This is a genomic window from Anaeromyxobacter terrae (genome assembly GCF_022690685.1).
GTDB classification, from domain to species: Bacteria; Myxococcota; Myxococcia; order Myxococcales; family Anaeromyxobacteraceae; genus Anaeromyxobacter; species Anaeromyxobacter terrae.
In genome coordinates, this window is sequence record NZ_JALCYY010000067.1 from 1 (window position 1) to 23,202 (window position 23,202).

The following is a 23,202-nucleotide window of genomic DNA, read 5'->3' on the forward strand; positions in this document are numbered from 1 at the left end:
CGCCTGGACGGGACCTCACGTCCTCGGCGGGCCACGATGGACGGGGACAAGGTACGGGGGGCGGTGCCGTCCGCCAGACGCCGCCGGCAACGCGGGGCTGCGGGCGCTGGCTGCGCATGGGTGAGGTGGCCGTGGCCAACCGCGTTGCATTGCGGTCCGTGGGTCGGGGCGGTGCCTACCGCGTCCAGTGGCCCGCCTGCGGGCGCGAGGTCCCGCCACGTGAGGTGGCGCGCTGCGGGCAGGGTGGGGGGGGGCGGTTCGGCGCGAGGGGATCGTGCGGTCGGGGTTGGCGAGGGCGAGGTCGAGGTCACGGTCGCGGTCGGGGTCACACCCGGTATTCACCCATCGTCTCTTTCGAGGCAGGTTGACCGTCAGACACGGATGGTATGGGTTCACGCGATGAACGACGTGCGCCCGAGCCCTCCCGCACCACTCGCGACCGCCTCGGCGGCAGCGCTGGAGGCACTCGCGGCCGAGGCCTGGCTGCTCGAGCCGCCGCCGCCGCACGAGCGGAAGGGCGTGCTGCGCGACGAGGCGGCGTTCCTGCTCGACCGGCTCCTCACGACCGTGGCGCGCGGACACGGCGCGCTCGAGGTCGCCATCGGCCGCGGGCTCGCGGCGCTCGCCGAGCGGGACGGCGCGATGCGACTCGGGTTCTCGGGCATCGGCGATTACGCGCGCGAGCGGCTGGGCATCGGCGCGGGCACCGCTCAGAAGCTGGCGAGGCTCTCGCGGGCGCTGCGGGACCGGCCGCTCCTCGCCGAGGCGGTCCGGCGCGGCGAGGTGAGCGCGCGGAAGGCGGAGTCGGTCCTCCCGGTCGCGCGCGGCGAGGCCCAGGAGCGCTGGGTCGCGCTCGCGCGGAGCGAGACGGTGCGCGCGCTCGCGGCGGCGGTGAGGGCGGAGGCTGGGGAGGCTGGGGCTAACGAGGAGCCCTGGGAGCGCGTGTCCGTCAAGCTCACGCCCGGAGGTCGCGCCAAGCTCGACGAGGCGATGGCGCTCGCGGGAAAGGTCGTCGGCGCGACGGCGCCGCGGTGGCAGCGGCTCGAGGCCATCTGCCAGGAGTTCCTCGGCGCGCATCCGGTGGAGGCGTCCTCTGACGGCGGGGACGACGGCGCGTCTGACAGCGTGCTGCGCGGGCCGGTCGCCGACTGGCTCGAGGCGGCGAAGGCGGGGCTCGAGGCGGAGTACGGGCGCTGGGCGTTCCTCGGCGAGGTCGCTCCGGTCGAGGCGGAGATGAGCGCCGAGCTCGACGGCGGCGCGGACGCGATGTCCGTGGACGCGGAGCTGCGCCGGCTCGCCGCGATGCGCGACCGCTGGGACGAGCTCGTCGGTCATCTGGGCATGCTGCTCAAGATGCTCGGCCTGTGGCGCGACATGGGCTTCGCCTCGTTCGGCCATTACTGCGAGGAGCGGCTCGGGATGGCGACGCGCACGGTCGAGCAGCGGGTCGCGCTCGAGCGGAGGCTCCACGCGCTGCCGGCACTCCGGAAGGCGATGCGCGAACGGCGCGTCTCCTACGAGCAGGCGCGGCTCGTGGCGGACGTCGCGGACGATTCTTCCACCGAAGACTGGATCCGGCGGGCGGAGGGGACGACCTGCATCGCGCTTCGCCGCGAGCTCGAGGCGGAGCACGAGGCGCAGATGTGCGCGCGCGCCGAGCTGGACCTGCGCGTGCCCAGGCGGGTCGGAAATCTGCTCGAGGCGGCCATCCGGGCCGCCCGCGCCGCCGCGGACGCCTGGCTCACGCCCGCCGAGTGCCTCGAGCGCGTGGCCGAGCACTTCATCGCCACCTGGAAAGCGGCGCCCGCGGAGCGGAGCACGCCGCAGCGCCGGGCCCTCGCGCGCGACTGCGGCCTCTGCCAGGTGCCGGGCTGCAGCCGGGCGGCGGTCCACGCCCATCACGTCGTCTACCGCTCGCGCGGCGGCGGGGACGAGCCCGAGAACCTCGCGTCGCTCTGCGCCGCTCACCATCTGCGCGGCGTGCACGGCGGGCTCGTCGACGTCCGTGGCGTGGCGCCGGACCGGCTCACGTGGCGACTCGGCTGCGATCGCCGCGCGCGCACGCTGCCACATTGACGCGTCCGTCAGCTCAGGAGCGCCATCCGGGCCTCGGTCGTCGAGGTCGGAGCGGGGTCCGGGCCGGGGTCGCAGTCGAGGTCTGGAATCAGCGAGTCGACTCTATCGATCGCTCGTGGTGAGCCTGTCGAACCACGGGCGGGATCGGGCGAGGGCGGGGTGGGGGTTCTCAGCTCCGGTAGTCCGCGTTCTCGGTCACGTACTCGTGCGTGAGGTCCGCCCCCAGCACCGCGCACGCCGCGGCGCCCATGCCGAGGTCGATCCCGATCTCCACCCGCCGCTCGTGCGGCGGGTAGTCGATCGGCGGCCGGAAGAGCCCGTCGGCGGAGGGCTTGCTCGCGTAGAGCTCCGCCGCCTTCATGTGCGCGACGAGCCGCTCCTCCTTCGCGGGGTCGAGCCGCATCGCGCCGCCCTCGAGCACGACGTCGTCGCCGACGCGCATCGTGACCCGGGCGGGGTCGAGCGGGATCCCCGCGGCGCCGGCGTGCTTGCCGACCGCGCAGAGGAGCCGCCCGACGTTCGGATCGTTGCCGTTCACGGCCGCCTTGAGGAGCGGCGAGTTCACGACCGACTTGCCGATCGCGCGCGCCTCCTCGAACGTGCGCGCGCCGGTGACGCTCGCGCGGACCACGTGGTGGACGCCCTCCCCGTTCCTCACCACGTCCTCGGCGAGGTCGCCGCACACCTGCGCGAGCGCGGCGGCGAGCGCGCCGGGCGGCGGGGCCGGCTTCTTGCGCGAGGAGACGAGCACGACCGTGTCGGAGGTGCTCGTGTCCGTGTCGACGGAGATGCAGTTGAACGTCACCTCGACGGCGGCGTCGAGCGCGGCCCGGAGCGTGTCGCGCGAGACGTCCACGTCGGTGAGCAGGTAGACGAGCATGGTCGCGAGGTTCGGCTCGATCATGCCCGCGCCCTTGGCGATGCCGACGAGCGTGCCCTCCCCCAGCGGCGCGCGCCGCACCTTGGGGTAGAGGTCGGTCGTGGTGATCGCCTCGGCGGCGGGCAGGATCGTGCGCGCCTGGAGCGCGGAGGCCGCCTCGGGGAGCGCCGTGATCATCCGCTCCACCGGGAGCTGCCAGCCGATGACGCCGGTGGACGACGGCAGCACCTCCTCCGGCGCGATCCCGATGAGCCGCGCCGCCTCCGCCGCGACGCGCTCCGCCGCCTCGACCCCGCCCGGCGCGCAGACGTTGGCGATCTTGGTGTTCACCACGATGCCGCCCAGCGCCGGCCCGTCGAGGCGACGCTTGCCCACGATCACCGGCGCGCCCGGGAAGGCGTTCCGGGTGAACTTCGCGGCGAAGGCCGAGGTCGGGTGGTCGAGCGCGACGAGCGTGAGCTTCATCCGGCCGGGCTTCGAGACCTCGACCGGGACGAACTCGAAGCTCGTGGTCCCGATGCAGAAGCCCGCGGGCAGGGCCGACTGCGCCTCGAGCCAGGCGCGGTGCTCGGCGCGGCTCGCGAAGGTGAGCGAGGTGGACGGCATGGCCGCCTTTTCGCCCTTCCGCCCCGCGCCGTCAACGGGCCCGGACGCCCGGCCGGCCGCCCTCCGCCGGAACCCGCGCGCGCGTTGCGTCGGCCGGACCTGCCGCGTACGCACCGTCCATGGCCCGCCCCGCCGCCGTGATCTTCGACGTGATCGAGACGCTCTTCCCGCTCGACCCGTTGCGTCCGCGCCTCGCCACCCTGGGGCTCGCGCCCATCGACCTCGACACCTGGTTCACGCGGATCCTGCGCGACGCGTTCGCGCTCGACGCGAGCGGGACGTTCCGGCCCTTCCGCGAGATCGCCGGCGGCGCGCTCGAGGTGCTCCTCGCCCAGCGGAGCCGCCCGGTCGAGCGCGCCGCGATCGAGGAGGTCCTCGACGGCTTCGGGGCGCTCGACCCGGCGCCCGACGTCGCGCCCGCGTTCCGCCGCCTCTCGGACGCGGGCGTGCCCATCGCCACGCTCTCGAACGGCGGCGTCGAGGCGACGCGCGGGCTGCTCGAGCGCGCCGGCCTCCTCGGGCAGGTGTCGCGGGTGATGGGCGTCGACGAGATCCGCCGCTACAAGCCTGGCCGCGAGATCTACCTGCACGCCGCGCGGACCCTCGGGCTGCCGCCGGAGCGGCTCGCGCTCGTCGCGGTGCACGCGTGGGACGTCGAGGGGGCACGGCGCGCCGGGCTCGTGGGCGGCTGGTGCGCGCGGCTCGAGCGGCGCTTCCACCCCGCCATGGGCCCACCCGACGTGCAGGGCGTGGACCTCGTGGCCGTGGTGGAGGCGCTCCTCGCGCGCTGAGCGCGGTGCCTATCCGTGCTTCTCGCGCAGGGCGCGCTTGTTCACCTTGCCGACGCTCGTCTTGTCGATCGCCTCGACGCGCTTCACCTCGAGCACCGCCACCTGCTTCGGGAGGAGGCCCTTCTGCACGTAGGCGTGGACGTGGTGGTGGAGCTCGCGCGGGGTCACCCGCGCCTCCGCGCCGGGCCGCGCCACGACGAGCGCGAGCGGGCGCTCACCCCACTTGTCGTCGGGCCTGCCGATGACGGCCACCTCCGCCACCGCCGGGTGGGCGGCGACGACGTCCTCGAGCTCCAGCGACGAGAGCCACTCGCCGCCCACCTTGATGACGTCCTTCAGCCGGTCGGTGATCTTCACGAAGCCGCGCGCGTCGCGCCAGGCGACGTCGCCCGTGTGCAGCACGCCGCCCGCCCAGAGCTTCTCGGTCGCCCTCGCGTCCTTCACGTAGCCGTCGGTGAGCCAGGGCGCGCGCACGACGATCTCGCCGGTGCTCCGCCCGTCGCGCGCCACCTCCCCGAGGTGCTCGTCCGCGACGCGGAGGTCGACGAGCGGAAGCGCGCGCCCGGTGCGCGTGCGGAGCTCCGCCTGGCGGTCGAGATCGGCGGCGAGGTCCTCGGGGTCGAGGAACGCGACCGTCAGGACGGGACAGGTCTCGCTCATCCCATAGCCCGTCACCACGTCCACCCCGCGCTCGAGGGCGAGGCGCGCGAGCGGCCTCGAGAGCGCCGCGCCGCCGACGAGCACCTTCCAGCGCGTCAGGTCCGCCCGCTCGGCGCCGGAGGCCCGGAGCAGCATGTGCAGGATGGTCGGCACGCAGTGCGAGAACGTGACGCCCTCGCGCTGGATGAGCGCGAGGAGCGCGTCCGGCGCGTAGCGGCCGGGGTAGACCTGCTTCACGCCGAGCAGCGTCGCCACGTAAGGCAGCCCCCACGCGTGGACGTGGAACATCGGCGTGATGGGCATGTACACGTCGCCGCGGCGGAAGCTCGCGTGGTGGGCCGAGCCGAGGACGGTCGCGACCGACAGGGTGTGCAGCACGAGCTGCCGGTGCGTGAACGAGACGCCCTTCGGGAGGCCGGTCGTGCCGGTGGTGTAGAAGGTCGTCGCGCGGGCGTCCTCGTCCACGTCCGGGAAGTCGAAGCGCGCCGGGGCGGCGGCGAGGAGCGCCTCGTACTCGCCGGCGAATGGCACCGTCGCCGGCGGCCGCGCGCCGTCGTCGGACAGGACGACGAAGCGCTTCACCACGTCGATGCGCCCGCGGATCGCCTCCAGGATGGGCAGGAAGTCCGCGTGCACGAGGAGCACGTCGTCCTCGGCGTGCTCGATGCTGAAGAGGATCTGCTCCGGCGACAGGCGGACGTTGATGGTGTGCAGCACCGCGCCCATCATCGGCACCGCGAAGAACGCCTCCAGGTAGCGGTGGCTGTCGTGGTCCATCACCCCCACCGTGTCGCCCGGCTTCACGCCGAGCGCGGTGAGCGCGTCGGCGAGGCGGTGCACCCGCTCGCGCAGGTCCGCGTAGGTGTGCCGCCGGAGGTCCCGGTACACGATCTCCTGGCCGGGATCGTCGGCGACGGGGTGCTCCAGGATTCGACGGATGGTGAGCGCGTACGGCGTCGCGCCGGAGCGCGGGGTCGGCTGGGACATGCGTCCTCCGGAGAAGGGCGGCCGCAGGTAGCACGGGCGCCGGGAGCGAGTCTTTGCGCGCTGCGGCGAAGTCGCTCACCCGATCGGCCGGGGCTATGATGCGCCGGTGTCCACCGTCAACCCCCTCGCGCGGGAGATCTCGGCGAAGATCGTCTACTACGGCCCCGGCCTGTCCGGGAAGACGACGAGCCTCCAGCAGATCCACGCGAGCGTGCGTCCGGAGACGCGCGGGGAGCTCGTGTCGCTCTCCACGGAGGGGGACCGCACCCTCTTCTTCGACTTCCTGCCCCTCAAGATCGAGCAGGTGCGGGGGCTCACGCTCAGGCTCCAGCTCTACACGGTGCCGGGGCAGGTGTTCTACGACGCGACCCGCAAGCTCGTCCTGAACGGCGCGGACGGCGTCGTGTTCGTCGCCGACTCACAGCCCGCGGCGCGGGACACGAACGCGGAGTCCATCGACAACCTCGCGCAGAACCTCGGCGAGCTCGGCATCTCGCTCGCCGAGTTCCCGCACGTCCTCCAGTACAACAAGCGCGATCTCCCCGGCGCGCTGTCCGTCGAGGCGCTCCGCGCGGCGCTGAACCGGCACGGCGCGCCCGAGATCGAGACGGTCGCGAGCCGCGGCCTCGGGATCCTCGCCGGGCTGAAGGAGATCACCCGGCTCGTCGTGAGGGACCTGCGCGCGCGCCAGCCCGCGCGCCGCGCGACTCCGCGGCCGCTCGAACTCTCCGGCGGCGGCTCGGAGCTCGCCTCCCAGCTCTCCGCCGCGGCGGAGGCCTCGGCGCCCGCCGATCCGGCGGCGCTCGTGCCCGTGTCCTTCTCGCGGCTCTTCCCGGGAGAGGGCGCGGCGATCGCCGCGACCGAGCACGCGCTGCGCGAGCGGACCTACGGCGAGGCGGCGCGCATCGCGGCCGATGGCGTGGCCGCGGTGCTGTCGCGGACGTCCGCCGAGGACGGGCGGGCGGCGCGCCTCGGGCTCGATCCGCAGGAGCTGCTCCGGCTCTCGCGCATCGCCGCGACGCCGGACGAGGCGGTCACGGAGCGGGACGCGCTCTTCGCGCTCTACGTCCTCGTCGCGGCGAAGGTGAAGGCGTCGGCGAGGTCCGCGGGCCGCTGAAGCCGGCCCCGGCGCTACAGCGCGAGGATCGCCCGCGTGGTGACCGCGAGGTGGAGCCCCGCCGCGACCACCACGAGCGCGTGGAAGATCTCGTGGTACCCGAACACCCGCGGGAACGGATCCGGCCGCCGCGCCGCGTAGACGACCGCGCCGAGGCTGTAGGCGATCCCGCCCGCTCCGAGCAGCGCCACCGCGCCCGGGCCGAGCCGCGCGAGGAGCGCGGGCATCACCGGGAGGATGACCCAGCCGAGCAGCACGTAGACCGCCGCGATGAGCGGCTTCGGCGCGCGCACCCAAAGGACCGACTGGAGGATCCCGAGCGCCGCCCCGCCCCACGCGATGGCGAGGAGCGCGTCGCCGCGAGCGCCGCCGAGCACGAGGCAGAAGGGCGTGTACGTCCCGGCGATGAGGAGGAAGATCGCCGAGTGGTCGAGGCGTCGCATCCAGCGCCGCGCGCGGGGCGGCCAGGTGGGGCGGTGGTAGAGCGCGCTCACCGCGAAGAGCGCGAAGAGGCTCGCGCCGTAGACGTTCGCGGCGCCTCGGGCGCGCGCCGAGGGCGCGAGGATCGCGAGCGCGAGCCAGGCGGCGAGCCCGATGACGGCGGCGATCTCGTGCGAGACGCCGCGCAGGAGCGGCTTCTCGGCGACGCGCGGCGCTTCGTGCGAGGCGATCTCGATCATGGCGTGCCCTCCGGGCGGCACCATCCTCCCACCGGCGGGTCACGCCCCTGTCACGGCCGGCGCGACGCCGCGCGGGGCGATCGGCTCAGGTCTCGCGCAGCCCGACGAGCCCGAGCCGCACGAGCTTCCGGAGCGCCTTCAGCGTCTCGACCTCGCGCAGCGGGCTCGCCAGCGCGACGCTCGCCACGTCCCACGCGCCGTTCAGGCGGCCCGCGACCTCGCGGTCCGTCGGGCCGAGCCGCCGGGCCGCCGGCCCATCGAGCGACGCCGGCCCGGCCAGCAGGACGGGGACCGCGACCGGGGACAGCTCCTCGTAGAGCGCGGCGACCTGCTCGCGCTCCGCCTCGCGCAGGATCGCGCGGACGCGCCGGTCGGAGGGGTCCGCGGCGAGCAGGCTGCGGAACACGATCCCCGCCTCGTCGAACTGCCGCGCCTCGACGAGCAGCTGCGCCTTCGCGACCAGCGACGCCACGGGATCGGGGTGCGCCGACACGCCCTCGACGCGCGCGAGCCCGAGCTCGCGGAGCGCCTCGATCCGGCGGAGCACCGCCGCCCGCGAGAGGGCGAGCGCGAGGCGCGCCTCGGCGATCGACGCGCGACGCCGCGCCGCCTCGAGCAGCGCGCGCTGCCCGGGCGTGCGCGGCCGGACGGCGACGGCGCCCTCCGCGGCGACGAGCGCCGCCGTGTCCGACGGGTAGCGCCGGTCGAGCTCGGGCCACTCGTCGAGCCGGCGCAGGCCCTCGAGCGCCATCTGGCCGAGCCCCAGATCGAGCCGCACCCCGCTCTCGAAGCCGCCGGCGTCCACCACGAGCGTGAACCGGCCCCCCGCGGGCGCGACGAAGAGGTCGACGATCCGGTCGGCGCACGCCTCCGGCCAGAGCGACTCCGCCGGCTCCGCGTGTGACCAGCGGGCGAGCGCCCCGAGGCCCGTGGGCTCGGACGGCGGGCGCGCGGCCGCGACGATGCGGCGGTCGACGACGTGCAGCCAGAACGGCGCCCCCTCGCCCGCGTCGATCTCCACGATCCCCGAGCGCCGGCTCTGATCGAGCCACTGGAACAGCTCCGAGAGCGGGAATGTCGCCAGATCTCCCTGCAGCATGGCCCGATTGTGACCGGAGGTGCCTGCGCACGCCAGATCGCGCCCCCCGCCCGAGCGTGGGAGGTCTCACCCGGAGTGCTGCCCCCGGCGCCCCGGCTTGGCGGAGCGGCCGGCTCGGGCCAGCTTTCCTGCGCGTGCGTGCCGGAGGGCCCGTTGGCCCGGCGTTCGTGCGGGCGCGCGGGAGAGAGCGGATGGTCGGGAGGCAGCGTTGGGCGGCGATGCTCGCGGCGGCGGCGATCGCCGCATGCGGCGGCGGCGGGACCAAGACCCCGACCGCCCCGGGAGGCGGCACCGGCGGCGACACCGGGGGTGGCACGGGCGGCGGCACCGGCGGGGGCGGGGGCGGCGGGGGCGGCGGGGGCGGCGGCCCGACGGTGAAGGCGCCGGTCGTGGTCGGCGCGTTCAAATTCTGGGGCGCCGAGCAGGGGCTCCCCGCCACGGTGAGCGACGTCTCGGCGGACGAGGCCGGCAACGTCTACGTCGCGGGCGGCGACGCCGTCTACGCGAAGGCCCGCGCCGCGCAGGACTTCAAGCGCTTCGGCGCGGACGCGGGGCTCACGCAGAACTGCCACGACGCGGCCCAGATCGCGAACCCGACCCCGCCCGACCCGGCCGTCATGTGCCCGGTCATCTCGGTCGCGGGCTCGACGCCGAACAAGGCGATCATCGGCTTCAAGGGCGTCGGCACCGACGGCGACACGGACGCCGACTGGGCGGTCGACTCCGGCGGCGCGGACGTCGTGACCTTCGACGGCACGACGCTCGCGCGCGAGCGCCACGTCCGGATCGCGACGCCCCCCGGCTACGTGTGCGAGTTCTTCGTCGAGGGCTCGAACGAGACCCAGTGCTATGGCTGGGATCCCTTCATGCTCGGCGGCCGGCGCAAGCTGCGGCAGGTTCAGCGCATCGTCGTGAACCACGACAAGGGCCGGTCCCTCTCCTACGGCGACGCGCTCCTCGGCGGCACGCACGCCTCGATCTCGATCCTCGTCGCGAACCCCGACGCGCGCGGGCTCCAGGACCTGACGCGAGGCGATGCGGCCTGGGCGGACGCGAAGGACGTGTTCGAGCACGAGCACCCCGCGATCTACGCGCACGGCGAGTTCCTCACCGGCGAGGCGTGGGGGCTCGCGTTCGACCCCACCACGAACGTGCCCTGGTACGCGAACCAGTTCCGCATGGCGAGCCTCCCCGGCTACGCGTCGATGCGGCGGCCGGAGCTCTCGCAGAACTTCCACGGTCCGTGGTGGGGGAACCAGTCGCCGCCGAGCCCGTACCTGTGGATCTGGAGCTCCGACGCGGATCCGGCGGACCCCACGAAGCGCGACGGCGTGCAGTCGATCTCGTTCTGCGACGACGGGACGATGTGGGTCGGCTCGGACGCGCACGGGCTCGCTTACCTGCGCAAGGGCGCCTCCACCTTCACCACCGTCGGCGTGCCCGCGGGCGCAGGCGGCGCGCTCGCGGTCGCGTGCGATCCCTCCGACGGATCGGTGTGGGTGGGGTTCGCCTGGGGCGGCTTCGGGCGCTACCGGAACGGCGCGTGGGTGCAGGACATCCCCTGGGACTCGCTGCCGGCGTTCGCGCGCGGGCCCGTGCGCTCGATCCAGATCGACCGCTGGGCGAGCCCCCGCATCGTGTACATGGCCCACCTCGAGTCGAAGAACGGACCGGGTGCGGTGACGGCCTACGACGGTCCGTGACGGGCCCGGCCGCGCGCCGCCCGGCGGCGCGTCCGCGGGGCGGCGCGCGAGCCGAGGCGCGCCGGAGCCCGCGTCCGATCGGCTCAGCCGTAATCGCGCTCGATCACCTCGCCTGGCCGCGGGTCCGCGAGGAGCAGGCCGAGCGCGTCCATGAGGATCCACTTCTGGAGCGCCGCGTCCTCGGGCCGGCCGAGCGAGTGACCGGCGACGAAGCCGCGCGGGCAGAGCGCGCGCGGGGGCCGCGCCTGCCGCGTCTCCTCCGGCTCGACCGTCACGACGACCGTCGGGATGCCCACGAGCTCGATCATCCGCTGCACGGTGACCACCGTGCGGTGGCAGAGCCGTCAGCCGCCGGTGAGGAGCACGGCGCCGGGGCGCTCGCGGTCCACCTCGCGGACGAGCGCGGGGATGGTCTTCTCCCGGAGCTCCCGGAGCGCCTGGCTGTAGCCGAGCGAGAAGTGGCGCTCGGTGAGCCCGCCCACGCGCCCCTCGCGCGCGAGCTCGCGCACCCGGTCGATCGGGAACACGCAGTTCAGATCCCGATCCACGCAGGCGTGGTCGTAATGCGTGTCGTCGTAGCGGAGGTCCTTCGCCTCCGCGTCTCGCCCGATGACCCGCCAGGTGGCGTCGCCCTCGGTGTCGAACGGCGCGTCGCTCGCGAGCCGCACTGCGGCCGTCGAGACGATGCAGATCGCGGCGTCCTCGAGCTTCCCCTGGAACGGCGTGAACGGCACGCAGTAGCGGGACAGCTCGAGCGGCTTCGGCTCGGCTCCCTGGGGCATCCCTCGCCTCCGCTACTTCAGCTTGTCGAGCGCCGCCATGATCTTGTCGGTGGGTGGCTGCTCGCCGATGTCGTGGATGTCGACGTAGGCGATCTTCCCCTGCTTGTCGACGACGAAGATCGCGCGCTCGGAGATGCCGCTCTCGCCGCGGAGCACGCCGTAGAGCGCCGCCACGTAGCCGTGCGGCCAGTGATCGGACAGGAGCGGGTACGACAGCCCGCCCATCGACTTCGCCCACGCCTCGTTGGTGTGGACCTGATCCGTGCTGATGCCCAGGACCTGGGCATTTCGCCGCTCGAACTCGGAGAGATCCTCCTCGTACGAGGGCATCTGGACCGTTCAGACAGGCGTGTAGGCGGCGGGGTAGAACGCGAGCACCACGTTTTTCTTCCCGCGATAGTCTGAGAGCCGTATCTTCCGCTTGGTGTCGCCTTTACCGGCGGTGCTGCCCGTGGCCATCAGCTCGAAGTCGGGTGCCTCATCGCCGACCTCCAGCCGCCAGACGGGCTTTGGCTTCGCTGCCATTCGAGTCCTCCTTTGGTCGTGGGACAAAAAGACACTAGTAACCGCGTCACTCAGCGTCGAGAACGCCCGGGGGGCACCCCGAAAAGGACAATGAGTACGAGGGGTCACTTTGCTAAGGGTCTCGCATGGATCTCCTGACGCGATTTGCCGGTAACGTGCGCCGCCTGCGGGCCAAGAAGAAGCTTTCCCAGAAGGCGCTGGCCGACAAGGTCGGGATCTCCGTCTCGTACGTCTCGATGCTCGAGCGCGGGCAGCGCTCTCCACCGCTGGAGACCATCGAGAAGATGGCCAAGGCGCTGGGCGTGCCGCCCGCAAACCTGCTCGGCAAGTGAGCCGCGCCCGACGGAGCGCCGCGACCGGAGCGACCGCGCGTACGCCGCGCCTCCGGAGCGTCAGTCCGCCTAATTCACCCTAAGTGAGTGTTCCGAGCCGCGCCGCGCCTCAGCGCCCGAGCGTGGGCTCGTCGCGCCGCCGCTCCGCGGGCACTGGCTCACGCGTCGTCGACGCCTCGAGCAGCGCAGGATCTCCGAGGGCGAGCGGCCCACCTCCGGATCGTGGAACGCTGCGTCCTGGACGACGCCCTCGGGGTCCACGATGAGCGTCGGGCGCGCCGCCGCGCCGGCGCGCTCGAGCGAGGCGCCGCAGGCACCCGCCCCGCGCAAGGAATCGCCATGAGGCGCGACGCGTTCCAGTCTTCCGGGCGAGCGCGAGGCGAAGGCACGCGCGCCGGAGCATGGGAGCGAGCACGGATGGAGCGGAGATTCGGGCGGAGAGGATTCCTGAGGGGCGCGGCGCTCGTCGGCGCGGCCGGCGCGGCCGGGGCCTTCCCCTCAGCCGCCGAGGCGCGCCACGCGGCGCCCACGCCCGAGCGCGTGACGTTCGACGTGCCGGGCCTCGATCCCGCCCACCACGGCCTGCGCGTCGCGCAGCTCTCGGATCTCCACGTGGGGCCGCGCACGCCCGCGGAGGTCGTCCGCGCGGCGATCGAGGAGGCGAACGCCTTCCAGCCCGACCTCGTCGTCCTCACGGGCGACTACCTCTCTCACTCGCGGCGCGAGCTCGACCCGATGCACGAGCTGCTCGGCGGGCTCGCCGCGCCGACCCTCGCCGTGCTCGGGAACCACGACGTCTGGGTCGATCCCGAGGGTGCCGCGGAGGCGCTCCGGGGCCACGGGTACGAGGTCCTCGAGAACGCCTGGACCACCGTGCGGCTGCGGGGCGCGCCGTTCAGCGTCGTCGGCGTGGGCGACCACCTCACGAGGCACGACGACGTGGAGCAGGCGGTGAAGGGGCTCACCGGCCCGACGCCGCTCGTGCTCGCCCACGGGCCGCGCACGGCGGAGAAGCTCCAGCACCTGGGCCACCCGACCCTCTGCCTCTCCGGCCACACGCACGGCGGCCAGATCAACATCCCCATCTTCACCCCGCTCTTCCTCTCGGCCATCGTCCGCGAGCCGTTCCTGCGCGGTCGATACGCGCTCGACGGCGGGGTCCAGCTCTACGTGAACCGCGGGGTCGGCATGTCCGGCATCCGCGTCCGCGTGAACGCGCCGCCCGAGGTGACGCTCGCGACGCTGCGCCGGGCCGAGCCGGCCTAGCGCCTCGAACCCCCGGAAGTCCGCGCGGCGCGCCGGAGAATCCCTTACGATCTCGGGCGGAGAACGCCCGATGACGCCTCCCGCCGCCGCCCCTTCCCCGGTCACCGATCCGCGCCGCCTCGACGAGGCCGTGGCGCGCCTGCGCGACGGCGCGCCGATCTGGGCGCGCGCCTCGCTGCCCGAGCGCATCGCCCTCGCGCGCTCGATGGCGCGCGGCGTCGAGCGAACCGCCGAGCGGGCGGTCGCGGCGGCCTGCGCCGCGAAGGGCATCGCGCCCGGCTCGCCCGTCGGCGGCGAGGAGTGGCTGAGCGGGCCGTACGTCGTCCTCCGCCAGCTCCGCCTCGTCATCCGCTCGCTCGAGGCGCTCGCGCGGCGCGGGAACACGCCCATCGGCGCCACGGGCGAGACCCTCGACGGGCGCCTCACGGCTCGCGTCTTCCCCGTCTCCGCCACCGACCGCGCGCTCTTCATGGGCGTCAGCGCCGACGTGCACCTCGAGGAGGGCGTCGGGAGGACCGAGCTCGACGAGAGCCGCGCCCGCTTCTACAAGGCGCCGGACCACGACGGCGAGGTCTGCCTCGTGCTCGGCGCGGGGAACATCAACGCGATCCCGCCCGCGGACGTCGTGACGAAGCTCTTCAACGAGGGCAAGGTCTGCGTCCTCAAGATGAACCCGGTGAACGCATACCTCGGGCCGCTCTTCGAGGAGGCCTTCGCCGAGGCGATCGCGCGCGGCTTCCTCGCCGTCGTGTACGGCGGCGCGGAGGAGGGCTGGCACCTCGCCCACCACCCCGGCGTGGACGAGGTGCACATCACGGGCTCGGATCGGACGCACGACCTCATCGTGTGGGGCCCGCCGGGATCGGAGCGCGCCGCGCGGATGGCGCGGAACGATCCGCTCCTGCGCAAGGAGATCACGAGCGAGCTCGGCAACATCACCCCCGTGCTGGTCGTGCCCGGCGCGTGGGACGCGCGGACGCTCGCCGCGCAGGCGGAGAGCGTGGCGGGGATGCTCACGCACAACGCGTCCTACAACTGCATCGCCGGCAAGATGCTCGTGACCGCGCGCGGCTGGCGCCAGCGCGACGAGTTCCTGGCGGCGGTCGAGCGGTTCACCGCGCTCGCGCCGCCGCGCCGCGCCTGGTACCCGGGCTCGGCGTCGAGCTACCACCGCATGCTGGACGGGCGCGCCCGCGTGCGGCGCATCGGCGACGCCGCGGAGGGCGAGCTCCCCTGGGCGATCGTCCCGGGCGTCGCGCCCGATCCCGAGGACGTGGCGTTCCGCCAGGAGCCCTTCTGCGCCGTGCTCTGGGAGACGGAGATCGGCAGCCCGGACCCGGTGGAGTTCCTCGACGCCGCGGTGACGCTCGCGAACGAGACGCTCTGGGGGACGCTCGCGGCGCACATCGTGGCGCACCCGCGCACGATCTCGGACCGCACCACCGGGGCCGCGCTGGAGGGCGCCATCCGGCGGCTGCGCTACGGCTCGGTCTCGGTGAACTGCTGGGCCGGCTACGGCTTCGCCTTCGGCACGACGCCGTGGGGCGCCTACCCCGGTGCGCCGCTCACCGACATCCAGAGCGGCCGCGGCTTCGTGCACAACGCGCTCATGCTCGAGCACGTCGAGAAGACGGTCATCCGGCATCCGGCCGTCGCGTTCCCCAAGCCGCCCTACTTCCCGAGCCACCGCACCGCGCACGTGCTGGGGCGCGGGCTCACGCGCCTCGAGGCGCGCGGCCTCACGGCGCTGCCGCGAGTCCTCGCGGCGGGGGTCCGCGGCTGACCGCCCGGCCGTCGCCGCATGTCCGGGATCGGAGTGACGCGGCGAGCGCGTCCCGTGGCCCTGCGGCTCGACACCCCACGCCCGCCCGTGATGTCCTCGTCCCGTTGGCGCGCCAAGAGCGCGTGCGGGGGTCCCCGAGGTGAAGAGCTTTCTCCTCTCCTGGCTCACGAGGAAGTACTCGGGCGGCGATCTCGCGTCGTTCCAGCGCGAGCGGCCGGAGGACTGGCTCGTGTGGGAGGCGGGGCCGTGGCGGCCGCCCGCGGCAGGGCGCGAGACCATGCTCGCCGGCCCCGGCACGCGGCTCGTCGCGGCCGGCGAGTCGCTCGTCATCGCGCTCGCGGCGAAGAACGGCGGGCCGGAGGTCCGGGTCGGCCGGGACCCCGAGAACGACGTCGTCGTCGACGACGGCACGCTCTCGCGCCGGCACCTCGTCCTGCGACGCGACGGCGGCGGCGGCTGGACCGTCGAGGACGCGGGCTCGTCGAACGGCACGCGCGTGAACGGGCTGCGCATCGGCCGCGCGCCGCTGCGGCTCGAGCCGGGGGCGCGCGTCGAGGCCGGCGCGGTGCGGCTCACGTTCTACGACGGCCCGACGCTCTACCTGCGCCTGCGCGGCGCGGCGTAGCGCGGGCACCGGTCCGCCCCGGCGCCCGCTCCCGGTCGCTACTCGCGCGCGAGGGCGGCCCGGAGCGCGAGGCGCGACTCGCGCCGGACCCGCGCGCCGCGCTCGCGGCGGCGGTCGTCGTCCGACTCGGCGAGGAGCGGCGCGACGTGCGTGGGGCGCCCGGCGTCGTCGAGCGCCACGAACGTCAGGTACGCGTCGCAGCACCTCCGCCGCTCGCCGGTGCGCGGGTCCTCCGTCGAGACCTCGACGTTGACCTCCATCGAGGTCGAGAACACCGCGGTCACCCGCGCGACGAGGACGGCCATGTGGCCGATCCGGACCGGCGCGAGGAAGGAGAGCTGGTCGATGGACGCGGTCACGCAGGGCAGGCGCGAGTGGCGCATCGCGGCCATCGAGGCGGCGAGGTCGATCCACTGCATCACCATGCCGCCGAAGGCGCTGCCGAGGACGTTCGCGTCGCCGGGCATGACGAGGTGGGTGACCTCGGTGCGGGACGCGGAGGCGGGCTTCTGCTCCATGGGCCCCTCTATACGCGCGCCCGCCAGCGTCCGCTCCCCTTTCCCGCGTCTGTCGGCTTTCCCGCGTGTCGGCTCGCCGCTATAGAATCCGCGCCCCTCTCCGGAGCTCGCCCCATGCCGCTCGAAGTCACCCTCATCGACCACGCCCGCGATCCGCTCTCGAAGCTCTACGGCGCGTACCGCACCTGCTACACCCCCAAGACGCCGGGCGAGGTCTGGGGCGAGATCCGCGACGGCCGCATCGCGCCCGAGGCGATCCGCGAGTTCATCCAGGAGCGGCTCAAGACCGGCCACGCCTCGCCCCTCGAGCAGGTGGTGTTCTGGTTCGGGATCTCCGGCGTCTCCCGCGCGCTCTCGCACCAGTTCGTGCGCCACCGGATCGGCATCTCCTTCGAGCAGCAGTCGCAGCGCTACGTCCGCTACAAGGAGGAGCGCCTCGACTACGTCATGCCGAAGACCTGGCGCGACGCGCACGGGATGGCGGACGAGTACGACCGGCTCATGCGCGAGATCACCCGGGTGTACGAGCTCGCGCTCGAGAAGGGGATCCCCGCCGAGGACGCCCGCTTCGTCCTGCCCAACGCGACCCCCACGAACTTCCAGGTGATGGTGAACTTCACCGAGCTCCTGCACATCGCCGACCTCCGGCTCTGCTGGCGCGCGCAGTGGGAGATCCGCCACATGGTCGCGCTCATGCGGCGCGAGGTGATGAAGGCCATCCCGGAGATCGGCGGGTACCTGCAGCCGAAGTGCGGCGACAAGCGGATGGGCTACTGCGACGAGCCGCGCAAGGAGTGGGAGAAGTGCCCGCTCGGGAAGGTGCGGCCGCACAAGGAGCAGCTGCTCGACGTCTTCCGCGAGTACCGCGCCGGCAACCTCGTGCCCCTCGCCGAGGAGCACCTCCGGACCGTCGAGGACGCGGGCAACGAGGAGTAGCGACCGGGGGGCGGCAGCCCCCCTTGGATCACCCTCCGCCCCTGCCGGACCCGACCGCCCGGATGAGGCTCCGGTAGAATCCGCGCCGGAGCCCACATGACACCGTACGTGAAGGCCGCGCTCGCCGCGGCGATGGCCGCCGCGCTGCCCGCGCGCGCCCAGGTCCAGAGCGCGCTCGATCGCGACCAGGGCCTCCCCGCCGGGCTCGCGCTGCCCCTCCCGGGCGCCGGCGCCGCGGAGGAGCCGACGGCGCTCTCGGTGAACCCCGCCGGCGTCGGCTTCGTGCCCCGCCTCGCCCTCCAGGCGTTCCACGAGCGGGAGGTCACCCCGGGCTCGAGCGCGGACGCGATCTTCGCCGCCGACGTGTTCGGGCCGCTCGGCGTCGGGTTCGGCATGCAGTGGGTCCGCCCCGGCTCCGAGGACGGGCCGCGCTACCGCAAGACGACGCTCGCCCTCGCCCTCACCGACACGCGCGCCCTCTCGGTGGCGATCGGCTGGAACCGCTGGGCCTCGCGGGACGACGCGCTCGAGCAGGTCTCGAGCTGGGACCTCGGCCTCACGCTGCGGCCGGCGCGCTGGCTCAGCATCGCCGCGTCGATGCGCGACCGCGACTGGCGGCTCGCGGGCGAGGCGCTCCCCGTCCGCTACGATCTGGGCGTCGCGACCCGCCTGTGGAGGGACGGGCTCACCCTCTCGCTCGACCTCCTCGGCGACGACGACCGGCGCGACGCGCTGCGCGTGACGCACCTCGCGACGGGGCTCGGCGCGGAGGTCTGGTCCGGCCTCGCCGTCTCGGCCCAGCTCCAGCTCCCTCTCCGCTCGGGCCTCCCCACCGGCGACCGGCCCGCCGGCGTGGTCGCGCTCTCCTGGAACGGGCCCTACGTCGGCTGGACCGGCGGCGCCGTGCCGGTGCACGATCGCACCGGCTCCCTCGTCGGCGTGCGCTTCTCGGGCGAGCGCTACCGCGCCGCGGCCACCGGGCACGACGTCCCCGCCATCGACGTGGAGCGCGCGCTCGAGCCTCCCCGCACCTTCCTCTTCTTCACCTTCGGAGAGCCGGACCCGTACGGCCGCCTCCTCGCGCGGCTCGAGACGGCGCGGGACGACCCGGAGGTCGCGGCCGTCGCCGTCCGCATCGACGATCTCGGCGTGGGCGCCGGACGCGCCGAGGAGCTGCGCACCGCGCTCTCCCGGATCCGGGAGAAGAAGCCCGTCCTCGCCTACCTCGCCGGCGGCAGCACGACCGAGTACTGGATCGCGAGCGCCGCGACGGAGATCGCCGCCCAGCCCGGCTCGACGCTGTTCGTGAACGGCGTCTCCACCTCGACGCTGTTCGTGAAGGAGCCGCTCGCGCGCCTCGGGGTGGCGTTCGAGGTGGTGAAGCGCGGCGCGTACAAGAGCGCGCCCGAGCCGCTCGTCCGGAGCGAGGGATCGCCGGAGGCGCGCGAGATGGTGGCCTCGCTGCTCGACGACGTCTTCGGCCGGTTCGTCGCGGACGTCTCGGCGGCGCGGCGGGTCCCGGCGGAGCGCGTGCGCGCGCTCGTGGACCGCGGCCTGTTCGGCGCCGAGGAGGCGAAGGCGGAGGGGCTCCTCGACGCGGTGCTGTGGCCGGACGAGCTCGAGGGTTGGGCCCGGCGGGTGACGAAGCGGCGGGTCCAGATCTCGGGCGGCTACTCGCCCGACGAGGAGCGCCGCGCGCAGCGCTGGGGCCCGGCGGCTTACGTGGAGGTCGTGCGGGTGGAGGGGGCGATCGCGGGCGGGAAGAGCCGGGGCGACCGGCTCGGCGTCGCGGCGATCGCCGGGGCGGAGACCATCGCCGCCCAGCTCCGGCGCGCCGCCGACGACTCGGACGTGAAGGCGATCGTGCTCCGCATCGACTCGCCGGGCGGCGACGGCGTCGCCTCGGACCGGATCTGGCGCGAGGTGCAGCGCGCCCGGCGCCGCAAGCCGGTCATCGCCTCGATGGGCGACGTCGCGGCGAGCGGCGGGTATCTCGTCGCGGTCGGTGCGGACGCGGTCCTCGCCGAGCCGTCCACCCTCACCGGCTCGATCGGCGTGTTCGCCCTGAAGCCCGATCTCTCCGGACTGCTCGCCAAGCTCGGCATCGGCCGCGAGGCCGCGGCGCGGGGGGAGAACGCGCAGCTCACGAGCCTCGCGAAGCCCTGGTCCGCCTCGGAGCACGCCGCGGTCGAGCGCGAGATCGAGCGGTTCTACGGGCTCTTCGTGGCGCGCGTCGCGGAGGGGCGGAAGCTCACGCCCGCCGAGGTCGAGACGGTGGCGGGCGGCCGGGTCTGGACCGGCCGGCAGGCGCAGGACCGGCGCCTCGTCGATACCCTCGGGTCGCTGCGCGACGCGATCCAGCTCGCGCGCGAGCGCGCCCGGCTCACGCCGGACGACGTCGTGATCGTCCGCACGGCGCAGGGGGACGAGGACGGGGAGGACCCGTTCTCGGTGGGCCTCCTCGGCGCCGCGCCCTCCCCGCTCGCGCGCGCGCTCGGCGCGATCCCGGAGCTCCGCGCCCTGTCGCTCGTGTCGGAGATGGGCCCGGTGCTCGCGCTGCCCGTCGAGTGGGTGGAGCCACCACCTGCGCCGTAGAGGACCGCGCTCGCCGGGGCGCGCGTCCGGTGGCCCGGCGGGCGAGCCCCCTCGGGGCCGCAACGAAGCTTTCGCTGCGCGATCTTTTTTGCTATGTGATGACTTGTCTCCCCTCCGCGAACGATTTACGTTTCACGGCGGCGGGGAGACGAGCCTCCGATCGGCAGGTTGCTGGCGAGTTCGCGCCGCGTGACGCGCGGCGCGCTGCGAGCGACGCGACGGAGGTGGCGGTTCGCGGCCCACCGACTCCCAACGAGCCGCGGACGGCGCCATTCCAGGACGCATGACGGTCGTGCCGCGAGGGCGATTCCTTCGCCCCGCTGCCGGAGCAGACGACAGCATGAGCGATAACGAGCAGACCCCGACTCCGGTCGTGAGCGGGGCCCCTCAGAACTCCCAGCCCACCGCTTCCGCCCACGAGGGCGACGCGGGAGGGCAGCCCGGCGGTCCGGGCGGAGCCCCCGGACAGGGCGGACGCCGCCGGCGGCGGCGGCGGGGTCGCCGCGGTCGCGGCGCTCCTCCGGGCCAGGGCGGACCGGCGCTGGGACCGAACGGTCAGCCGGCGACGGCGGCCCCCGCGCAGAACGGGACCGCCCCCGCGCCCCAGGCGCAGCCCGGCGGCCAGGCGCAGCCCGAGGCGACCGAGGAGGTCGAGGGCGTCCTCGAGTTCGAGGGCAAGGGCAACGGCTACCTGCGCGACGTGAAGCGCAGCTACCTCCCGCAGCCGTTCGACGTCGAGGTGCCGCGCTGGCTCATCGACCGGATGCACCTGCAGGGCGGCCTGCTCGTGAAGGGCCAGGCGGCCACGCGCAACATGAAGCGGGTGCTCACGCGCATCGATCAGCTCGAGGGCACCGACCCGCTGGCGGTCGCCCGGCGCACCCACTTCCACAACCTCACCGCCACCGATCCGACCGAGAAGCTCGTCATGGAGACGCGCCCGGACGAGCTGATCGGCCGCGTCCTCGACCTCGTCTCGCCCATCGGCCTCGGCGCGCGCGGCCTCATCACCTCGCCGCCCAAGGCCGGCAAGACGATCATGCTGCAGCGGATCGCCCAGGCGATCACCTCGAACCGCCCGGACGTGCACCTCACGGTCCTGCTCGTGGACGAGCGGCCCGAGGAGGTCACCGACATGAAGCGGAACATCAAGGGCGAGGTGATCGGCTCCTCGAACGACCGCCCGACGGAGGAGCACATCCACGTCGCGGAGATGGTGCTCGAGCGGTCGAAGCGGCTCGTGGAGGGCGGGAAGGACGTCGTGATCCTGCTCGACTCGATCACCCGCCTCTCGCGCGCCTACAACAAGGAGGTCGAGTCCTCCGGCCGGACGCTGACCGGCGGCGTCGACTCGCGCGCGCTCGAGCGCCCGAAGCGGCTGTTCGGCTCGGCCCGCAAGGCCGAGGAGGGCGGGTCCCTCACCATCATCGCGACCGCGCTCATCGACACCGGGTCGCGCATGGACGAGGTGATCTTCGAGGAGTTCAAGGGCACGGGCAACATGGAGGTCGTGCTCTCGCGCCAGCTCGCCGAGCGGCGCATCTTCCCGGCGATCGACATCGGCGCCTCCGGCACGCGCAAGGAGGAGAAGCTCTTCTCGCCGAAGGAGATCGAGAAGGTCCGCCGCCTGCGCGGGGCCCTCGCCTCGCTCAAGCCGGTCGAGGCGATGGAGCGGCTCCTCAAGAAGCTCTCCGAGTTCGAGACGAACGAGGAGTTCCTCCAGAGCTTCTGACGGGCGCGGGACCGCCCTGCCCTCGCCGGACGGGCGGTCCCCATGCGAATCCCGCCGCGAGCAGCTATCATCCGCGCCCGATGGACTCGCGCGCCGCGCCTCCAGACCCCGCAGCTTCCGCCCTCGTCTCGGGCGCCTCGCCGGCGCCCGAGCGCGTGCTCGTCGTCGACGACGACGAGCTCATCCTGAAGGCGCTCGCGCGCATCCTCGAGAGCTCGGGCTTCGCGCCCCGCTGCTACGACTCGCCCGCGGCCGCGCTCGACGCGCTCGAGGCGGAGCGCCCGGTGGTGATCATCTCCGACTACATGATGCCGGGGATGGACGGCGTCGCGTTCCTGAACCAGGCGCGGGAGCGGTACCCGGGCGCGATCCGCATCCTCTGCACCGCGGCGGACGACTTCCGCGTCGCCCTCCAGGCGGTGAACTCGGGCGAGGTCTTCCGGATCGTCTCGAAGCCCTGGCACCAGGCGGAGCTCATCGCGACCGTGACGCAGGCCGCCGAGGCCGCGCGGCTCCGGCGCGAGAACGACCGGCTCACCGCCGAGGTGCAGCGCCAGAACGGCCAGCTCCGCGAGATGAACGCGCGGCTCGAGGAGATGGTCCGCGCCCGCACGCAGGCCCTGCTCGAGGGGCTCATCGCCGCGCTCGACTACCGCGACGCGGAGACCCAGTGGCACTCGCGGCGCGTGTCGCTCTTCGCGCGGCGGCTCGCGCGGCAGCTCGGCATGGAGGAGCCGGACCTCACGGTCGTGGAGCACGGCGCGCTGCTGCACGACATCGGCAAGATCGGCGTGCGCGACCGGGTGCTCCTCAAGCCCGGCCCGCTCACCACCGACGAGTGGACCGAGATGAAGCGCCACCCGGAGCTCGGCTGGGCGCTCCTCCAGCGCGTCGACTACCTCCGGCCCGCGTCCTCGATCGTCCTCCAGCACCAGGAGAAGTGGGACGGTACGGGCTACCCCGCCGGCCTGCGCGGCGACGAGATCGTGACCGGGGCGCGCATCTTCCACGTCGTCGACACGCTCGACGCGATCACGAGCGACCGCCCGTACCGGCGCGCCCGCCCGTTCGACCACGCGCGCGAGGAGATCACGCGCTGCGCCGGCACGCAGTTCGATCCGAAGATCGTCGAGGCCTTCCTGTCGGTGTCGCCCGAGGACTGGGAGCGGATCCGGCTCGACGTCGAGACGGTCGCGGTCCTCTCCGCGGATCTCGCCGAGGGCCCGCCGGCGCCGGAGGATCTCGCCGCGGCGCTCCAGGCGCTCCGAGGCTGACGCCCGGACCGGGACCGCCCCGGCCCTACTGCAGCTCGATACCCATCAGCGCGGCGGTCTCGCCGCCGCCGACCTCAATCGTCACCGCCGCGCGCCGGCCGTCCCGCGCCCGGAGCTCGACGCGGTGGCGACCCGGCGCGAGCGGGACGGTGCGGACCTCGTCCGCCGCGAGCGGCGGGAGGAACGGCTCGCCGTCGACGACGAGGGTCGCCGCGGCGCGCGGCTGCACGACGAG

19 protein-coding genes and 1 pseudogene are annotated in these 23,202 nt (G+C 74.1%); 12 read left to right on the forward strand and 8 right to left on the reverse strand.

The window, feature by feature from the left end; genetic code table 11:
- Positions 1-399 precede the first annotated feature (399 nt).
- The gene (locus MNY62_RS21560) at positions 400-2,076 is read left to right on the forward strand and encodes an HNH endonuclease (RefSeq protein WP_242346405.1); all 1,677 of its coding nucleotides are present in this window, start codon (positions 400-402) and stop codon (positions 2,074-2,076) included.
- A gap of 169 nt (positions 2,077-2,245) precedes the next feature.
- On the opposite strand, the gene argJ is transcribed toward MNY62_RS21560, so the two are convergent.
- Positions 2,246-3,562, reverse strand: coding sequence for a bifunctional glutamate N-acetyltransferase/amino-acid acetyltransferase ArgJ (gene argJ / locus MNY62_RS21565; RefSeq protein WP_242346406.1), 1,317 nt, complete (start codon positions 3,560-3,562; stop codon positions 2,246-2,248).
- Positions 3,563-3,681: 119 nt separating this feature from the next.
- Here argJ and MNY62_RS21570 point away from each other — a divergent pair, with 119 nt between their 5' ends.
- Positions 3,682-4,353, forward strand: coding sequence for an HAD family hydrolase (locus tag MNY62_RS21570; RefSeq protein ID WP_242346407.1), 672 nt, complete (start codon positions 3,682-3,684; stop codon positions 4,351-4,353).
- 9 nt (positions 4,354-4,362) lie between these two features.
- Here MNY62_RS21570 and MNY62_RS21575 read toward each other — a convergent pair whose 3' ends face one another.
- Positions 4,363-6,000 carry a fatty acid--CoA ligase gene (locus MNY62_RS21575; RefSeq protein WP_242346408.1) on the reverse strand — a complete coding sequence of 546 codons (1,638 nt, stop codon included), beginning with the start codon at positions 5,998-6,000 and terminating at the stop codon, positions 4,363-4,365.
- A 106-nt stretch (positions 6,001-6,106) separates the two neighbouring features.
- On the opposite strand from MNY62_RS21575, the gene MNY62_RS21580 reads away from it, so the two are divergent.
- A complete protein-coding gene (locus MNY62_RS21580; RefSeq protein ID WP_242346409.1) occupies positions 6,107-7,117 on the forward strand; it encodes a GTP-binding protein in 1,011 nt (336 codons plus the stop codon).
- A gap of 14 nt (positions 7,118-7,131) precedes the next feature.
- Here MNY62_RS21580 and trhA read toward each other — a convergent pair whose 3' ends face one another.
- Positions 7,132-7,797, reverse strand: a complete 666-nt coding sequence (gene trhA, locus MNY62_RS21585) for a PAQR family membrane homeostasis protein TrhA (RefSeq protein WP_242346410.1) — start codon at positions 7,795-7,797, stop codon at positions 7,132-7,134.
- Positions 7,798-7,882: 85 nt separating this feature from the next.
- On the reverse strand, positions 7,883-8,896 hold the full coding sequence (locus MNY62_RS21590) for a DUF4388 domain-containing protein (RefSeq protein WP_242346411.1): 1,014 nt from the start codon (positions 8,894-8,896) through the stop codon (positions 7,883-7,885).
- 191 nt (positions 8,897-9,087) lie between these two features.
- Between MNY62_RS21590 and MNY62_RS21595 the strand changes: the two genes are divergently transcribed.
- Positions 9,088-10,599 (forward strand): hypothetical protein, encoded by a 1,512-nt coding sequence (locus tag MNY62_RS21595; protein WP_242346412.1) that lies wholly within the window; start codon positions 9,088-9,090, stop codon positions 10,597-10,599.
- An 83-nt stretch (positions 10,600-10,682) separates the two neighbouring features.
- Here the strand turns inward: MNY62_RS21595 and MNY62_RS25590 are convergent, their stop codons facing one another.
- Positions 10,683-11,381, reverse strand: a complete 699-nt coding sequence (locus tag MNY62_RS25590) for a selenoprotein B (RefSeq protein WP_279426728.1) — start codon at positions 11,379-11,381, stop codon at positions 10,683-10,685.
- A 12-nt stretch (positions 11,382-11,393) separates the two neighbouring features.
- Positions 11,394-11,906 (reverse strand): peroxiredoxin, encoded by a 513-nt coding sequence (locus MNY62_RS21610; protein ID WP_242346414.1) that lies wholly within the window; start codon positions 11,904-11,906, stop codon positions 11,394-11,396.
- 125 nt (positions 11,907-12,031) lie between these two features.
- On the opposite strand from MNY62_RS21610, the gene MNY62_RS21615 reads away from it, so the two are divergent.
- The 4 genes from MNY62_RS21615 to MNY62_RS21630 all read left to right on the forward strand — a co-directional run bounded on the left by MNY62_RS21615 (position 12,032) and on the right by MNY62_RS21630 (position 15,912).
- A complete protein-coding gene (locus MNY62_RS21615) occupies positions 12,032-12,238 on the forward strand; it encodes a helix-turn-helix domain-containing protein (protein ID WP_011985507.1) in 207 nt (68 codons plus the stop codon).
- A 417-nt stretch (positions 12,239-12,655) separates the two neighbouring features.
- Positions 12,656-13,504, forward strand: coding sequence for a metallophosphoesterase (locus MNY62_RS21620; protein ID WP_242346415.1), 849 nt, complete (start codon positions 12,656-12,658; stop codon positions 13,502-13,504).
- 70 nt (positions 13,505-13,574) lie between these two features.
- Positions 13,575-15,287, forward strand: a complete 1,713-nt coding sequence (locus MNY62_RS21625) for an aldehyde dehydrogenase family protein (protein WP_242346416.1) — start codon at positions 13,575-13,577, stop codon at positions 15,285-15,287.
- Positions 15,288-15,426: 139 nt separating this feature from the next.
- Positions 15,427-15,912 (forward strand): FHA domain-containing protein, encoded by a 486-nt coding sequence (locus tag MNY62_RS21630; protein WP_242346417.1) that lies wholly within the window; start codon positions 15,427-15,429, stop codon positions 15,910-15,912.
- A 38-nt stretch (positions 15,913-15,950) separates the two neighbouring features.
- On the opposite strand, the gene MNY62_RS21635 is transcribed toward MNY62_RS21630, so the two are convergent.
- Positions 15,951-16,430, reverse strand: coding sequence for an acyl-CoA thioesterase (locus MNY62_RS21635; RefSeq protein ID WP_242346418.1), 480 nt, complete (start codon positions 16,428-16,430; stop codon positions 15,951-15,953).
- 114 nt (positions 16,431-16,544) lie between these two features.
- On the opposite strand from MNY62_RS21635, the gene thyX reads away from it, so the two are divergent.
- From thyX to MNY62_RS21655, 4 genes are all read left to right on the forward strand, one after another.
- Positions 16,545-17,366 carry an FAD-dependent thymidylate synthase gene (gene thyX, locus MNY62_RS21640; RefSeq protein WP_242346419.1) on the forward strand — a complete coding sequence of 274 codons (822 nt, stop codon included), beginning with the start codon at positions 16,545-16,547 and terminating at the stop codon, positions 17,364-17,366.
- 96 nt (positions 17,367-17,462) lie between these two features.
- Entirely contained in the window at positions 17,463-19,961 is a 2,499-nt protein-coding gene (gene sppA / locus MNY62_RS21645) for a signal peptide peptidase SppA (protein ID WP_242346420.1), read from the forward strand.
- A gap of 340 nt (positions 19,962-20,301) precedes the next feature.
- Complete coding sequence (gene rho / locus MNY62_RS21650) at positions 20,302-21,693, forward strand: transcription termination factor Rho (RefSeq protein ID WP_242346421.1); 1,392 nt, start codon at positions 20,302-20,304, stop codon at positions 21,691-21,693.
- 80 nt (positions 21,694-21,773) lie between these two features.
- On the forward strand, positions 21,774-22,967 hold the full coding sequence (locus MNY62_RS21655) for an HD domain-containing phosphohydrolase (RefSeq protein ID WP_242346422.1): 1,194 nt from the start codon (positions 21,774-21,776) through the stop codon (positions 22,965-22,967).
- Between the two features lie 25 nt (positions 22,968-22,992).
- On the opposite strand, the pseudogene MNY62_RS21660 reads toward MNY62_RS21655, so the two are convergent.
- Positions 22,993-23,202: pseudogene (locus tag MNY62_RS21660) on the reverse strand (serine/threonine-protein kinase); the annotation flags it as partial.

Bases quoted from the DNA above. Each gene is read 5' to 3' on its own strand.
- MNY62_RS21560 (WP_242346405.1), top strand. From the start codon at position 400: ATGAACGACGTGCGCCCGAGCCCTCCCGCACCACTCGCGACCGCCTCG.
- argJ (WP_242346406.1), bottom strand. From the start codon at position 3,562: ATGCCGTCCACCTCGCTCACCTTCGCGAGCCGCGCCGAGCACCGCGCC.
- MNY62_RS21570 (WP_242346407.1), top strand. From the start codon at position 3,682: ATGGCCCGCCCCGCCGCCGTGATCTTCGACGTGATCGAGACGCTCTTC.
- MNY62_RS21575 (WP_242346408.1), bottom strand. From the start codon at position 6,000: ATGTCCCAGCCGACCCCGCGCTCCGGCGCGACGCCGTACGCGCTCACC.
- trhA (WP_242346410.1), bottom strand. From the start codon at position 7,797: ATGATCGAGATCGCCTCGCACGAAGCGCCGCGCGTCGCCGAGAAGCCG.
- MNY62_RS21590 (WP_242346411.1), bottom strand. From the start codon at position 8,896: ATGCTGCAGGGAGATCTGGCGACATTCCCGCTCTCGGAGCTGTTCCAG.
- MNY62_RS21595 (WP_242346412.1), top strand. From the start codon at position 9,088: ATGGTCGGGAGGCAGCGTTGGGCGGCGATGCTCGCGGCGGCGGCGATC.
- MNY62_RS21615 (WP_011985507.1), top strand. From the start codon at position 12,032: ATGGATCTCCTGACGCGATTTGCCGGTAACGTGCGCCGCCTGCGGGCC.
- MNY62_RS21620 (WP_242346415.1), top strand. From the start codon at position 12,656: ATGGAGCGGAGATTCGGGCGGAGAGGATTCCTGAGGGGCGCGGCGCTC.
- MNY62_RS21625 (WP_242346416.1), top strand. From the start codon at position 13,575: ATGACGCCTCCCGCCGCCGCCCCTTCCCCGGTCACCGATCCGCGCCGC.
- MNY62_RS21635 (WP_242346418.1), bottom strand. From the start codon at position 16,430: ATGGAGCAGAAGCCCGCCTCCGCGTCCCGCACCGAGGTCACCCACCTC.
- thyX (WP_242346419.1), top strand. From the start codon at position 16,545: ATGCCGCTCGAAGTCACCCTCATCGACCACGCCCGCGATCCGCTCTCG.
- sppA (WP_242346420.1), top strand. From the start codon at position 17,463: ATGACACCGTACGTGAAGGCCGCGCTCGCCGCGGCGATGGCCGCCGCG.
- rho (WP_242346421.1), top strand. From the start codon at position 20,302: ATGAGCGATAACGAGCAGACCCCGACTCCGGTCGTGAGCGGGGCCCCT.
- MNY62_RS21655 (WP_242346422.1), top strand. From the start codon at position 21,774: ATGGACTCGCGCGCCGCGCCTCCAGACCCCGCAGCTTCCGCCCTCGTC.